We start from the raw sequence: 13,314 nt of genomic DNA on the forward strand, positions 1-13,314 counted from the left end.
CTCTTTTACTATAACGAAACAATAAAGAGACTGCAAAGCCTAGGCTATTTCGCCTTCTATTTATTTAGAAAAACAAGTATGAATACCATTTTCCATTATCAATTGTTGGACAGGTAAATCGTATGCTTCTGTAGGAACTTCTGTTAATAGTTGCTGCGAAAACAAGAGAGAGACCGTTTCCCCTTCAAAGTTTTCCAGGAATCGATCGAAATATCCGCCACCAAAGCCAAGCCGATACCCCCTCTTATCAAAGGCAAGGCCAGGAACAATTAATAGATCGATCATCCTAGGGTCTACTTTATTCGTCTGAACAGGGTCAGGCTCATATAAGCCTGAATACACCGTTTCTAGCTCATGAAATGAAGTCAACTGAAAATATGTCATACTTCGATCAGTGGGATTACATTTCGGAACAACGACTGTTTTTCCCTCTTCCCAGCCTCTTGTGATCAAAGCCCACGTATCGACTTCAAAGTCTCGTGAAACGGTAACAGCTACAGTTTTTGCGCTTTGCCATAATGGTGACGAGCATAATCGTTGAACGATTTGAAAAGAGTATTGTTCATACTCAAGCTTACTCACATTTGCTAGTACTTCTTTCATATTCCGCCGTAACAGCTGCTTCTCCATCTTTCACACGCTCCCTGACTTTTTTATATAAAAAAACAGCAGGAAAAGGATCCTGCTGCTTACTTTGTTTCACGATGAGTAGTAACACGCTTTTCTCTTGAACAATATTTTTTCAATTCAAGACGATCAGGGTTGTTACGTTTGTTTTTCTTAGAAATATAGTTACGATCACCGCACTCAGTGCAAGCTAAAGTGATATTTACGCGCATCTTTTTCCCTCCAAACTTTACAATACATCATTTGTATCTTCTTTACGACTTTTCTATAATATCACTTTTTTTTTGTAAATGCTAGTCTGATTTTTATTGTTCGGTCGTTTTAATAGCCCATTGTCTATTATTTTTAACCGCCCAACTAGGTGAAAGGGTATTCCGGAAATGAAAGCGCTTCAAAAACTGTGTGGAATAGTGAGTGATTTGAGCAGTTAATGGTATAGGAGTGGAGATTATTCCCGAAATTCCACTTTTCAACCTTTTTTCTGCCAACCAATGCTGATAAGGGTTCCCAATATCTTGCCAATAAGCTTCTGAGCGATACACAAAAACTCTCTCACAATCTTTTAAAATGACAGGAAAAAGATCTTTCGCAAAATCGACTTTCCCACTAAAATGATAGCGCTCAAAAATTTCTGGTTCAATAATGTAAATGCCTGTATTCACGATATGGCTAAACACTTGTTCTTGCTCTGGTTTTTCGAGGAAGGACAATAATCGTCCTTCCTCATTGATTAAACAAATACCGAATTCTTCCGGCCTCTCTACTTCCACAGCAACTAACGTCAGAAGCGCTTGCTTCGACCGATGAAACTGAAGCGCTTCTTCCAATGAAATATTCGTCAACGCATCCCCACTCAAAACAACAAATGTTTCCTTAAAGCGGTCTGCATGCTGAAAAAGGCTACCTGCTGTTCCTAGCGGATTTTTTTCTTCAATATAAGTAACATTCACACCAAAACGGGAGCCATCTCCAATATGCTGCTTAATGCTCTCCTTTTTGTAACAGACGGTGAGGGTTACATCGGTAATCCCCTGCTTTTTGAAAAGTTCTAAGTTGTATTCTAACAGAGGTTTATTTAGTAATGGCACCATCGGCTTTGGCGACCAATCCGTTAAAGGCTTTAGCCTTTCTCCCCTACCTCCTGCTAAAATAACTCCTTTCATGAGCGCACACCTTCCATCTTTAAATTTACTATGGCCCGATCATACACTTGCTTCGTCTGTCCACTGATCTTCTCCCAACTATAAACCGTTTTCGCTAGATCATAGCCATTCATTCTCATACGATCCGCTAACTCTCGATCGTGTAAAAGCCGTTCTAATTGTAGCTGGAGACTTTGTTGATCTCCAGGAGTAAATAACAATCCCGTCTCTTCATGTTGCACAAATGACTTTAATCCACCCGTACGCGAAGCGACCACAGGCTTTTGAGCTGCCATCGCCTCTAAAGCGACGATACCAAACGGTTCATAAAGGCTTGGAAAAACAGCTATCTCACATCCCGTAAATAACTGCCATCGTTCTTCATCCGTCACAAATCCAACGAACTGAACCATACCCTCTAAATTCCGTTTTTCTACTTCTTTTCGAAAATAATCTAATAATGGTCCCTTACCTGCAATGATAAACTGAATATTGCACTTTTTCAACATATTCTCAGCCACTTCAATTAATAAATGAAAACCTTTTTCCTTTACCATTCGTCCAATGGAAAAAACGTAAGGAGATGAGTTTTTCCATCTCACCATGCCTTTTTGCTCACTTAAAAAGACGCCATTAGGAATGGTGAATATAGGCTTAGGTTTCTCTAAATAATACGTTTGAACCTCTTCTTTCATCGGCTGGCTACAAACGATTAAACAATCGGATTGATTAAACAATTGCTTTTCTATCTCACTAATCGCTAATTGCATATTAGAAAAATCTCCTTGGCTACGACCATATTCTGTCGCATGAACGGTCGTCACTAACGGAAGACGAAAATAATCTTTACAAACGAGAGCGGCGTGGCTAACAAGCCAATCGTGAGCATGAAGTAGTTGGATTCTTTTTTCTCCAATTAACTCCACTGCCTTCCGAAGCATGCACGCATTTAAGTCAGCTACCCATGTTAAAAAATTAGCTTCACCAGCATGTAATGGGCCAGTACGAAAAACATGAACCCCCTCATGACATTCATAATGGGGCGCATCTGCAGTAGCAGTCGTAACCACGTAAACATCAAGCCCTTGCTTCACAAGTGAAATCGACAGGTCATGTACGTGTCGAGATAAGCCCCCAACTATTCTAGGAGGATACTCCCAAGTAAATAAAAGTACTCCCTTTCTCTCTGCTGTTAAATGATGACTTGCATCTTCTTTTGTTTGAAAAGGTACATTTGCTTCCAACAACAATCGCTCATATCGCTGTTGGATAAAATCATAATCACAAAGATCCTGACAAATACCTTCATATATATAATCAAATGCATGATAATAGTTGACAAGCTCCTTTTCACAAGCTTCGTGAGCAATCGCGTATAAACAATGCATCCACTCTTGTATAAGCGCTTGCAACAAGAATTCTTCACTATGAGACAAACGTTTCTCTACTCTAGCAATCTTTCGTTCCATTTCAGAAGCTCGCATAAATCGCTCGATTGCATGATCATTCAACAAAGGGCGTTGACTAGCATGTAAATAGCTGAATGGAACATGAACGAGCTTCTCTTCAGCCATCCTCTCTTCTAAACGTGCTGATTGCATATAGTTCAATAGCTTGTGGAAGAGGGCAAAAGGAGACTGCGGCAATGAAAGATAGATGGCTATTCTTCCACCCATTTCCCATAGACTGTCACAGTCAACGGCACGAATCGGTTGCACTTCGACTCCATAGGCAGTCGTATACGTATATTTCTCCGCTCCCTCCGTTTGAGGAAGAGCATCATCGTCAAGAAATATGTACGTGATCCCAAATTGTTTGAACAATACATCCATTCCTGAAGTATATGCACATTTTGGTAGCCATAGACCGTTGGGTATACATTGAAAACAGGCTTGCCAAATTTGAATGGTTTGCTGCAACTGGTAGCTAATCGCCTCTGGCGTTTGCAAAAGCGTTAAAGGAAAATCACTCACCGTTGTCGGGTAGGCTGTTAAACGGCCACATTTCATATAATAGCGAAACGCTTCTAGCAATTCTCCACGCCACTCTATCCAATGCTCATATAATAATGAAGTCTTTTCATCATCTACACGCGAAAAATAATGTTCTACAGCTGCTTTAAAGCTAGATGTTTGAAACCAATTGATCATTAGTGGATTAAAAACAACACTAATATGTGCATCGATAGGTAGATTTTTCAATAAATCTACTAATCCTAAATACTCTTCAAGTACTTCTTGAAGATAGGACAACATCCCTTCTTGATTGGACAAAAGGAACGGACGAAAAGGGACAGACGGCTGTAAAATAACAGGAAACCTTTGTTCACTCATGCTCTTCCTCCAATGAACGTTCATAATAGGAATACGTGCTTATATGCTCGACCCAAAGTGGTTGTGCCAATTCATCATTTCGATAGCTTTCTAGTGTTGAGTATAGCGTCCATTGCTGATTAGCCTGTTCATAAGGAGTGTGGATCGGATTTGAACGAAGAAGCGGGAAGAAGTCTTGGTGCTGTGTCAACCATCCAATCTCACATACGTAGGAACGATTCCTTTGCAAGCCTTTCACAAACCAATAACTGCTGTTTGTTGGCACTTTAAAGCTATACATATGGTGAGCATTATTTCCATTAAACATAATGTCTGATATATCATACAATCTTAAGTCATAAGCTGATTGATTCATAGATAGTTGAAAAACATTTTGGATCCCTCGAATAAACCACTCTTCCAATGTCCATTGACAAACGACTCGGTTAGATGAAGTGAGCATAAGAGTGAGGCTCCCAGCTGTAAAACCGGCTATTTTTTCATCTTTAGACGGGAACACAAAGGGTTCGTCCTCTAACGGAGCTTTTTGTTTCTGGAACTTCTCCCATTGGTAACGAACCTTGCCAACCGAAATCCCTAATATATCAGCAATACTTTGGAATGATTTCCCTTCATTTTTCAACCTAATAATTTCCGCTTGCAACATTCTCACCCTATTCAGCATCATTTTCATTCTTCTTCTCATCCTAACATTGTCCGATAGGATCGACAATGTACACTATTGTCGCAATATGACTATTTTTCCCTAATGAAGCTAGTAGAAACTAACTAAATGTGATATAAATAACATGAGCAATCAAACATCGAGGTGACGATATAAATGGACGGATTAATCATCGGTCTTGCCGCTGCTGCAGCCGTTTTTTTCCTTTTCTCCTTTTTTCAAAAAGATCGCTATAAGCAGCTTTCTAAAGAAGTGGAAGAACTTTCTATGCAGCAATTGCAAGAGAACTATCAACTAAAACAAAAAATAAAAATATTAGAAGAGGAACTGTTTTTAGATGACGCTATCGAATTAAATAAAGAACAAACAAACATTAGTGCCATCATAAAAAACCAAGTGATCTCCTTATATTACCAAGGAGTTAGTATCGACGCTATCGCCAAACAATCTTCTCTGTCAACAAAACAGGTCCAACAACTACTGAAACCATATATGGACCAAAAGGGGTGACGGCATGGATAAACAAACGACAAGAGCTTTTGCAGCCGGACTATTCACTGCTTCGCTAGCCTTATTGGTCTATTCCCAAACGACCTCTCCTTCTGAAATAACAGATAAGAAGATCATCAACAAACTAGAAAAGAAAGATTATATTGTTTTATCTACAGCGGAATATGACCAACAAAAGAAAACAATTGACCAACTTCAAAAAAAGGTTGATGATCTTTCTAAAACGAACGAAACAAAAAAAGAAACCGTACCTAACGAAAAAAGCAATGAGTCTCATTATACATTACAAATTACTCCTGGTATGGCCTCTTCAGATATTGGTGAGACCCTTGAAAAAGCCGGAATCATTAAAAGCGCAGAAGAATTCAATAGCTTCCTGACTGACAATGACTACGCTAGAAAAATTCAAGTCGGTGAGTACAAACTTTACTCGTCCATGACGATGAAGCAAATCGCTGTCGTCTTAACGACTAAATAAAGTGAAGCTTCAATAAAAAAGGTTAGCAGACCAATGACTGCTAACCTTTTTTTATTCTTATCCGAATCTTCCTGAAATATAATCTTCCGTACGAGCGTCTTGAGGACTATTAAAAATAATCTCTGTATCGCTAAATTCGATAACTTCACCACTTAAGAAGAACGCCGTTTTGTCAGAAATACGAGCAGCTTGCTGCATATTGTGCGTCACAATAATAATCGAGTATTGCTCTTTTAATTCTTGGATTAGTTCTTCTACTTTTAATGTTGACACTGGGTCAAGAGCTGAAGTCGGCTCATCCATTAAAATAACATCTGGTTCTAATGCTAAACAACGCGCGATACATAAACGTTGCTGCTGACCTCCAGATAATCCGTAAGCTGGATCATGAAGACGATCTTTTACCTCATCCCATAAAGCTGCTCCACGTAAACTGCTCTCCACCGTTTCACTAACGATTTTCTTATCTGTAATACCATGAATACGCAAGCCGAAAGCGACATTATCATAAATTGATTTCGGAAATGGATTTGGCTTTTGGAATACCATTCCTACTCTCGTACGTAGCTCTTCTACAAGAAAATCCTTGCTGAAGATGTCACGTCCGCGATATTCAATAACGCCGGTAGTTTTCACACCTGGCACAAGGTCAATCATTCGATTGAGTGTTTTAATATACGTTGATTTCCCACAACCAGAAGGTCCGATAATCGCTGTAACTTCCTTCTCACTAATGTCTAAATTAATATTTTTCAAGGCATGATGATCTCCATACCAAAGATTACAATTTTTCGTACTGTACACAGCTTTGCTTTCATTAGCTGCTTTCTGTTTACCTTTCACTACCTCTAGTGCCATTGATTTTCCCTCCAATTAATTTTGCTTCAGTATGAGTTAATATCTTTGTTGATAACGATTTCGAATCCAAACGGCGACAGAATTCATCAAGATCAAAATGATGAGGAGAACGATAATACCAGCCGCAGCCAATAAATGGAATTCCTCTTGTGGTCTACTCGTCCAGTTATAAATTTGCATCGGCAACGCTGTGAACTGGTCAAAGACAGACTTAGGTAAAAAGGCAACAAATGTTGGAATTCCGATAACTACAAGCGGAGCTGTTTCTCCAATCGCTCTTGAGAAAGATAAGATACTTCCTGTTAAAATTCCCGGAAGAGCTGACGGAAGAACCACTCGTAAAATCGTTTGCCACTTTGTAGCACCAAGTCCAAAAGATGCTTCTTTCAACTCGTTTGGTACTGCCCGAATCGCCTCTTGTGAAGCAACAATAATTACTGGAAGAATCAGCAAACTCATTGTGAATCCTGCGGCTAATATACTGTTGCCAAGGAAAAACATACGGACAAAAATCGTCAATCCTAGTAAACCGAAAACAACAGATGGTACACCCGCAAGATTGGAAATGTTCATTTGAATCCATTTAGTCATGCGATTTTTCTTCGCATATTCCTCAAGATAGATAGCCGCACCTACACCTAATAAAGTAGACACAGGAACAACGACCGCCATCATCCAAAGCGTTCCGACTAATGCTGCTTTAATCCCAGCTTGTTCCGGGCGCCTTGAAGCGAAATTCGTCATGAAATCCCATGATAGATGAGCAGCTCCTTGCGAGAAAATTCGAACAAGAAGGACGACTAAAATAATGGATGTGAAAACTGTTGCTGCAAAGAAAATCCCTTTATACAAGTTATTCCTCATAAGACGTGTAGGAATATTCCCTACCATTTCATCTGTATTAATCCGTTTTTGGACGTTTTGCATTTAATATTCCTCCCTAAAACGCTTAGAGATGCGCTGAGCTAAAACATTCATAGCCAATGTGAAAATAAATAAAGTAAAACCGACAGCATAAATACTGTAATAAATCGTTGTACCAAATCCTGCGTCACCTGTGCTTACTTGAACAATGTAAGATGTCATTGTTTGTAAAGAAGCGGTCAAATCTAGTGAAGCAGTCGGAGTAGATCCTCCGGCAATGGTTACGATCATCGTTTCACCGATCGCACGAGAAATGGCTAATACAATGGAGGCAAGAATCCCTGATAAAGCAGCTGGCATTGCTACTCTCCAAGTCGTTTCCCACTTTGTTGATCCAAGCGCTAAAGCTCCTTGACGTACGGCTTGAGGAACAGATGAAAGGGCATCTTCTGAAAGAGATACAATCATCGGAATAATCATAATTCCTACAACAATCCCGGGACTAATCGCATTAAACATTTCCACTGAAGGGAACATCGATCGCAATAAAGGAGTGACAAATGTTAGGGCGAAGAAACCATAAACAATAGTAGGTACGCCTGCTAACACTTCTAAAACGGGCTTCATAACTTTTCTAACTGTGTCTGAAGCATACTCACTTAAATAAATGGCAACACCTAAACCAATCGGTACAGCTGTTAATGTAGCGATAGCTGTAATTTTTAGCGTTCCGATGACTAATGGCAAAATACCATATGTCGCTTCAGATGCAGAGAATGGATACCACTCTTTTGCAGTAAAGAACTCAACTAACGAAACTTCGCGAAAAAAAGTAAATGTTTCAAAAATCAATGTGAATATAATTCCAATAGTTGTTAATACCGATACAGCAGCCATAATAAATAGTATGACTGGAATAATCTTTTCACTTCTGTTCAAAAAACCGCTGTTATATTTTTTCTCAAGCAATTCTTGAACTGGGCTCATTTTCTTCTCGATTGTTTTCAAAATGAATACTCCCTTCAACCCCATAGTAAGGTGGAAAGCGGAGTCGCTTTCCACCTTACGGAATAATGATCCTTTATCCGCTGAACAATTATTTCTTTAATCCTTCTAATGTTTCTAATGCTTTTGTATATTCTTCATCTGGAAGCTTCACGTAACCAACTTCCTCTGATAATGCGCCTGCATTTTCAAGAGCAAATTTCACGTAGTTATATACTGCTTCATCTTCTGCTACAGCTTTATTAGATACATATGTGAATAGTGGACGAGATAATGGTGCATATTCTCCACTTTCAATCGTTTCGTTTGTCGGTTCAACCGCACCTTTACCTCCATCAACTGGAACTACTTTTAAGCTATCTTTATTTTCTAAGTAGTACGCATAACCGAAGTAACCAATCGCATTTTTATCTCCTGTTACACCTTGTACAAGTACGTTGTCATCTTCAGATAAAGTAGCCGCTTTATCGATTTGTTGCTCTTCTAAGATCACTTCATCAAAGTAATCAAATGTACCAGAATCTGTACCAGGAGAGTATAATTTGATTTCTTCTTCTGGCCATCCTTCACGGATATCAGACCATTTCTTCGCTTTGCCGTTATCTACCCACATTTTTTGTAGTTCTTCGATTGTTAGTTTATCTACCCAGTCGTTATCCTTGTTCACTACTATTGAAAGACCGTCAAACGCAAGCTTAAATTCAGTGAAATCAACTTTTTTCTCTTCCAAAGATGCTTTCTCTTCATCTTTAATTGGACGAGAAGCGTTAGTTAATTGAGTTTCTCCCGCGATGAATTTTTCAAATCCGCCACCAGTTCCAGAGAAACCAACAGTTACTTTTACATCAGGTTGCTCCATCATAAACTCTTCAGATACAGCTTCCATGATTGGATAAACAGTAGAAGATCCGTCAACTTGAACGTTACCTTGTAGCTGCTTATCTGTTTCGCCCGCTTGCTCAGTGTTTTCTTTTTTTGACTCTTCTCCACCTGTGCCGCCACTGTTACATGCACCTAATACTAAAGCAGATCCAAGCATAGCAGATACAGCAAGAACTTTTACTGGTTTCATTTCTAATTTCCCCCTAAAAAATGTTTGTTTTTGTTTTTTGCTACAGTACACAGATTAACGAAGGAGTATTAATTCCGTTTTAACGTAATGTTAAGCTTTTGTAAATGATCGACTTTTTATACAAAAAAACGCCCGATTTTTGGAAAAATCGGGCGTTTTTTTGCTATTCTTCTTCTGTATTTTTCTTGTCATTTTTCAACTGTATATCTTGTTCAACGACTACATCAGCTGTTTCGTTCTTCATTCTTTCTGCTTTCAACTCGAAATATTTGTCCAAAACTCTTTTACCGATTGTTTTACTGATTTGAGAAGTTCCTTTCCCCTCATATACCCACGGAACAACGACTGAAAAAGCGACTTCTGGGTTATCATAAGGCGCATAGCCAGCGAGAGTTACATTCCATGTCATTGGCAGTTGTTGACCATTTTTTATAAATTGTTCACCTTTTGGCCCATCATATACCCCTTCGGCTGTTCCTGTTTTCCCAGCAGGACTATATGGCTTAACAGCAAAATCCTTCGCTGTTCCTTGTGTCATCACCATTCGAAACCCTTGTTGTACACTTTTGAGCTCATTAGGAGTCACGTCGAGTCGATTCAACACTTCTGGTTGAATTTCCTTCACAATTGGACCAACTTTATTCGTTTCCTTCGCTGGTTCGCGAATTTCCTTCACAATATGCGGGCGCATCCGGTAGCCATCATTCGCAATCGTCGAAACATATTGAGCTAACTGCAATGGAGTATACGTATCAAATTGACCGATGGAAAAATCTAGTATTTTTCCAGGCTCAGAAAGGTTGATTTTCCCTTGAAAACCGACTTGTTCATTTGGTAAATCAATTCCTGTAGGCACGCCAAGACCGAATTGCCCAAAGTGGCGTCGCATCGTTGTAAATCCATCTTCTAAATTAAGCTTTAAGCTCGCATTGCGAATATATTTTCCGCCAGCGATCTCTATAGCCGTTTTAAACATGTAAACGTTAGAAGATTTCATTAACGCAGATTTTTCATCCATCCATATTTTCCCGCCATTTCGGTTAAACCAGGAGCTTTTCTTAGGTGTAGATTTCATGATTAACGGTTCATCAGCAATAGGATGGCCTAGTTGATTCACACCAGTCATAAACCCTGTTAACACCGTCGCCCCCTTCACTGACGACCCCATCGCATATGAGGTTGTCATATTGCCAAGCGCAAAATCAAGCATCTCCGTCTTGCCATTATTCGTTTCAATTTTCTTTCCAGACATCGCAAGGATTTCTCCTGTATTCGGATCCATCATCGTCACAAATGCGCGGTCAAGAAGGTAGCGACCATAGCCAGCTTTCTCCCTTCTTAATTCCTCTTCAACAATTTGATCGACGGCTTGTTGCAGTTCCATATCGATCGTTAATACTAAATCATTTCCGCGTTGCCCTTCACGAATGACTTCAGAGTCCAATACATTTCCAGACTTATCAGTAATGTTTTTCACTTTTGTTTTTTGGCCACGCAACATATCTTCATATTGATATTCAATGTAACTTTTTCCTACGCGGTCATTTCGACTGTAGCCTCTTGACGTATAATAGTCGACCATTTCTTTCGGCAATCCTTCCTTAGAAGAAGAAATATTACCAAGCACCGTCTTTAGTGTATTATCGTACACATAAGAACGTTCCCAATCAGTCGTTGTATTCACGCCAGGCAAGGAAGCTAAATTCTCACTAACGACCGCATATTCCTCTTCCGTCACATCTTTATTTTTGACAATTTGCGGCGTCATTGCGTATCCAGTAGTAAACTCACGGTAAATCGCCAATATTTCTAGCTCTTCATCCGTCAATTCTTTTAAATCGTCTTCGGTAATACGATCAATTTGCATTTGATAAATCTTCTTCTCTTCGATTTCGCCTTCTTTAAGTTGGGCCCATTCCTTTTCTGTAATTTTCGCTTTTCCTTCTTCTTCGTGCTTCATCAACCAAAAATCTTTTTTATCACGCTCTGTCACTTGATCCGTTTCTTTCTCAATCAGCTCGGCCAATTTCGTTGCTGTTTTGAGCATGTCTTTTTGTTTTGCACCTTTCGCTCGCGTGTACGTAATCGCATTTTGTGGCAAATTATCGACAACCACTTTTCCATCTCGATCAAACATCTTCCCTCTTGGCACGCTTGCATTCACGGTTACGTCTTCTGTCCGTTCAATTTTCCTTTGATAATCTTCCCCCTGGACAATTTGTACAATTCCCAGTCTGAAAATTAATAGAGAAAAAAGCAAAAAGACAACGAAGAACATCATGTTCATTCGCAAAGGGACATGCGTCTTCCTTTTTTTCTTTGTCTTTTTCAACTGTCACAACCCTCTCCTGATCATTCTTTTTGTACTCCTTATTTTAACGGAGTTTGTCTGTTTTTTCTACTGATAGCTACAGGAAACTTTTTTACATATATGAGGCCAAAATCAACAAAGCAAAGCCGTAAAAACGACTTCGCTCATTTTTACTGAACAACGACCTTCGTTGCATGGGAACGAACCCGTCGAATACAGAAATAGATCATGCTATGCCCCGCTCCTAGAACAACGAGGAGAATTGGGATGCTTTTTTGTTGATCAAAAAAGAGAATCGCTGCAATAAAGGAGAGAATAGACACAATTCTGCCGACATTAAGAAAGATCTCTCGCAAAACGATGTATTCAACTCGTCGTTCAGCCGCCTTCTCCCCTTGACCGATAACATCATACGTCATGGATACATACGGAACGAGGAGAAAAGGATACGCAATCGCAATGACAGCCGCATATATTAACAACCTTGCATAAGTCGGCTCAGGCATGATAATAAACAAGGAGAAAAAGAGTAACACACCACCGATCAAAATCACTCGCTTTCGATGCTCTTTCTTAATCACTTTCGAAGCTAATGTATAGCTGATAAATGAAATACCAGAGTACACGAGACCATATGTACCGAGGGCTAATTCACTATTGGTTGCCAAAAAAACAAACACAGAAATAATAAAAACGAATACCCCTTCTCGTAACCCTTGGAAAAAATGAGCGATCGTAATCCGACGCCAATCCGCATTCCACTTCCTCTCGTTCCAAACAGATAAAAGAAGAAAACGCCCTTTGGCACATCTTCTTTTTAAGAAAAGGCTGAAGACGACTGCGATCATAAAACCGCCAAGCGATAAACCAAATACGATGAAGTATCCCGTCATTGAAGCGAAACGACTAATAATAAAACCAGCTAGTATTGGACCAATCATTCCCCCCGCTGAAAGTAATGTCCCAAAAAAGCCGTTAAAAAAATCTCTTGTCTCAGGCTCTGTAATTTCAAATGTTAATACATTAAAGGCTAACCAATAAAAGCCATAGCCCGCGCCAAGCAGAAGACCTAATAAGATCAGCCAATTAGATGCTTGTTCCCCAAACGAAAGCACTGCTAAATAAAAAAGACCAAGGATCGTAATACCAATCCTTAACACAATGACACGATCCACCTTTTTCGCACATTTCCCAGCAATAAAAAAGGCTACTGGCTGAATCGCTACTACTGATAAATTATAAATGGCAAGATCGATAAATTGACCCGACTGCTTCCAAAGATAAATGTTAACAAACGTGTTCGATAAAGCAACGCTCAGGGAATACAAGCCACCAATAATAAGTAAAAGAAGTAAATCTTTCGTTACATCTAAATGACCGTACCATTTTTTGATCACCACAATATGTATCCCCCTTTCTCACTTATGTTTTGGAGAAAAGAGCGTAGTTA

General features: G+C 39.4%; 13 protein-coding genes. 2 read left to right on the forward strand and 11 right to left on the reverse strand.

Going from position 1 to position 13,314, the window contains the following annotated elements:
* Nucleotides 1-60 precede the first annotated feature (60 nt).
* The 5 genes from ACSVDJ_RS11555 to ACSVDJ_RS11575 form a co-directional block, all read right to left on the reverse strand.
* Entirely contained in the window at nt 61-630 is a 570-nt protein-coding gene (locus ACSVDJ_RS11555; protein ID WP_439168875.1) for a 5-formyltetrahydrofolate cyclo-ligase, read from the reverse strand.
* 59 nt (nt 631-689) lie between these two features.
* Complete coding sequence (gene rpmG / locus ACSVDJ_RS11560) at nt 690-839, reverse strand: 50S ribosomal protein L33 (protein ID WP_203361751.1); 150 nt, start codon at nt 837-839, stop codon at nt 690-692.
* Between the two features lie 93 nt (nt 840-932).
* Nucleotides 933-1,790 carry a nucleotidyltransferase family protein gene (locus ACSVDJ_RS11565; protein WP_439168876.1) on the reverse strand — a complete coding sequence of 286 codons (858 nt, stop codon included), beginning with the start codon at nt 1,788-1,790 and terminating at the stop codon, nt 933-935.
* Nucleotides 1,787-4,102: a glycosyltransferase gene (locus tag ACSVDJ_RS11570; protein WP_439168877.1), complete on the reverse strand. Its 2,316-nt coding sequence runs from the start codon at nt 4,100-4,102 to the stop codon at nt 1,787-1,789. The genes ACSVDJ_RS11565 and ACSVDJ_RS11570 overlap by 4 nt, the downstream gene beginning before the upstream one ends.
* On the reverse strand, nt 4,095-4,775 hold the full coding sequence (locus ACSVDJ_RS11575) for a DUF4912 domain-containing protein (RefSeq protein ID WP_439168878.1): 681 nt from the start codon (nt 4,773-4,775) through the stop codon (nt 4,095-4,097). The genes ACSVDJ_RS11570 and ACSVDJ_RS11575 overlap by 8 nt, the downstream gene beginning before the upstream one ends.
* Before the next feature lie 147 nt (nt 4,776-4,922).
* Between ACSVDJ_RS11575 and ACSVDJ_RS11580 the strand changes: the two genes are divergently transcribed.
* On the forward strand, nt 4,923-5,276 hold the full coding sequence (locus ACSVDJ_RS11580; RefSeq protein WP_439168879.1) for a hypothetical protein: 354 nt from the start codon (nt 4,923-4,925) through the stop codon (nt 5,274-5,276).
* Nucleotides 5,277-5,280: 4 nt separating this feature from the next.
* Nucleotides 5,281-5,754 (forward strand): endolytic transglycosylase MltG, encoded by a 474-nt coding sequence (locus tag ACSVDJ_RS11585; protein WP_439168881.1) that lies wholly within the window; start codon nt 5,281-5,283, stop codon nt 5,752-5,754.
* 57 nt (nt 5,755-5,811) lie between these two features.
* Here ACSVDJ_RS11585 and pstB read toward each other — a convergent pair whose 3' ends face one another.
* The 6 genes from pstB to ACSVDJ_RS11615 all read right to left on the reverse strand — a co-directional run bounded on the left by pstB (nt 5,812) and on the right by ACSVDJ_RS11615 (nt 13,267).
* Nucleotides 5,812-6,612, reverse strand: a complete 801-nt coding sequence (gene pstB, locus ACSVDJ_RS11590) for a phosphate ABC transporter ATP-binding protein PstB (protein WP_439168882.1) — start codon at nt 6,610-6,612, stop codon at nt 5,812-5,814.
* Between the two features lie 36 nt (nt 6,613-6,648).
* On the reverse strand, nt 6,649-7,503 hold the full coding sequence (gene pstA / locus ACSVDJ_RS11595) for a phosphate ABC transporter permease PstA (protein WP_439169098.1): 855 nt from the start codon (nt 7,501-7,503) through the stop codon (nt 6,649-6,651).
* Between the two features lie 36 nt (nt 7,504-7,539).
* Nucleotides 7,540-8,508 carry a phosphate ABC transporter permease subunit PstC gene (pstC, locus tag ACSVDJ_RS11600; protein WP_439168883.1) on the reverse strand — a complete coding sequence of 323 codons (969 nt, stop codon included), beginning with the start codon at nt 8,506-8,508 and terminating at the stop codon, nt 7,540-7,542.
* Between the two features lie 64 nt (nt 8,509-8,572).
* The gene (locus tag ACSVDJ_RS11605; RefSeq protein ID WP_439168884.1) at nt 8,573-9,553 is read right to left on the reverse strand and encodes a PstS family phosphate ABC transporter substrate-binding protein; all 981 of its coding nucleotides are present in this window, start codon (nt 9,551-9,553) and stop codon (nt 8,573-8,575) included.
* Nucleotides 9,554-9,716: 163 nt separating this feature from the next.
* Nucleotides 9,717-11,840 carry a peptidoglycan D,D-transpeptidase FtsI family protein gene (locus tag ACSVDJ_RS11610; protein WP_439169099.1) on the reverse strand — a complete coding sequence of 708 codons (2,124 nt, stop codon included), beginning with the start codon at nt 11,838-11,840 and terminating at the stop codon, nt 9,717-9,719.
* Between the two features lie 194 nt (nt 11,841-12,034).
* Nucleotides 12,035-13,267 carry an MFS transporter gene (locus ACSVDJ_RS11615; RefSeq protein WP_439169100.1) on the reverse strand — a complete coding sequence of 411 codons (1,233 nt, stop codon included), beginning with the start codon at nt 13,265-13,267 and terminating at the stop codon, nt 12,035-12,037.
* Nucleotides 13,268-13,314: the final 47 nt, after the last annotated feature.

This window comes from Bacillus sp. Hm123 (assembly GCF_051842975.2).
Classification (GTDB): Bacteria; Bacillota; Bacilli; order Bacillales; family Domibacillaceae; genus Bacillus_CE.

What these genes read in the sequence shown, in the direction of transcription:
- ACSVDJ_RS11605 (WP_439168884.1), bottom strand. Translation starts at nt 9,553, where the DNA reads ATGAAACCAGTAAAAGTTCTTGCTGTATCTGCTATGCTTGGATCTGCT.
- pstA (WP_439169098.1), bottom strand. Translation starts at nt 7,503, where the DNA reads ATGGTAGGGAATATTCCTACACGTCTTATGAGGAATAACTTGTATAAA.
- ACSVDJ_RS11610 (WP_439169099.1), bottom strand. Translation starts at nt 11,840, where the DNA reads ATGAACATGATGTTCTTCGTTGTCTTTTTGCTTTTTTCTCTATTAATT.
- pstB (WP_439168882.1), bottom strand. Translation starts at nt 6,612, where the DNA reads ATGGCACTAGAGGTAGTGAAAGGTAAACAGAAAGCAGCTAATGAAAGC.
- rpmG (WP_203361751.1), bottom strand. Translation starts at nt 839, where the DNA reads ATGCGCGTAAATATCACTTTAGCTTGCACTGAGTGCGGTGATCGTAAC.
- ACSVDJ_RS11570 (WP_439168877.1), bottom strand. Translation starts at nt 4,102, where the DNA reads ATGAGTGAACAAAGGTTTCCTGTTATTTTACAGCCGTCTGTCCCTTTT.
- ACSVDJ_RS11565 (WP_439168876.1), bottom strand. Translation starts at nt 1,790, where the DNA reads ATGAAAGGAGTTATTTTAGCAGGAGGTAGGGGAGAAAGGCTAAAGCCT.
- pstC (WP_439168883.1), bottom strand. Translation starts at nt 8,508, where the DNA reads ATGGGGTTGAAGGGAGTATTCATTTTGAAAACAATCGAGAAGAAAATG.
- ACSVDJ_RS11580 (WP_439168879.1), top strand. Translation starts at nt 4,923, where the DNA reads ATGGACGGATTAATCATCGGTCTTGCCGCTGCTGCAGCCGTTTTTTTC.
- ACSVDJ_RS11575 (WP_439168878.1), bottom strand. Translation starts at nt 4,775, where the DNA reads ATGAAAATGATGCTGAATAGGGTGAGAATGTTGCAAGCGGAAATTATT.
- ACSVDJ_RS11555 (WP_439168875.1), bottom strand. Translation starts at nt 630, where the DNA reads ATGGAGAAGCAGCTGTTACGGCGGAATATGAAAGAAGTACTAGCAAAT.
- ACSVDJ_RS11585 (WP_439168881.1), top strand. Translation starts at nt 5,281, where the DNA reads ATGGATAAACAAACGACAAGAGCTTTTGCAGCCGGACTATTCACTGCT.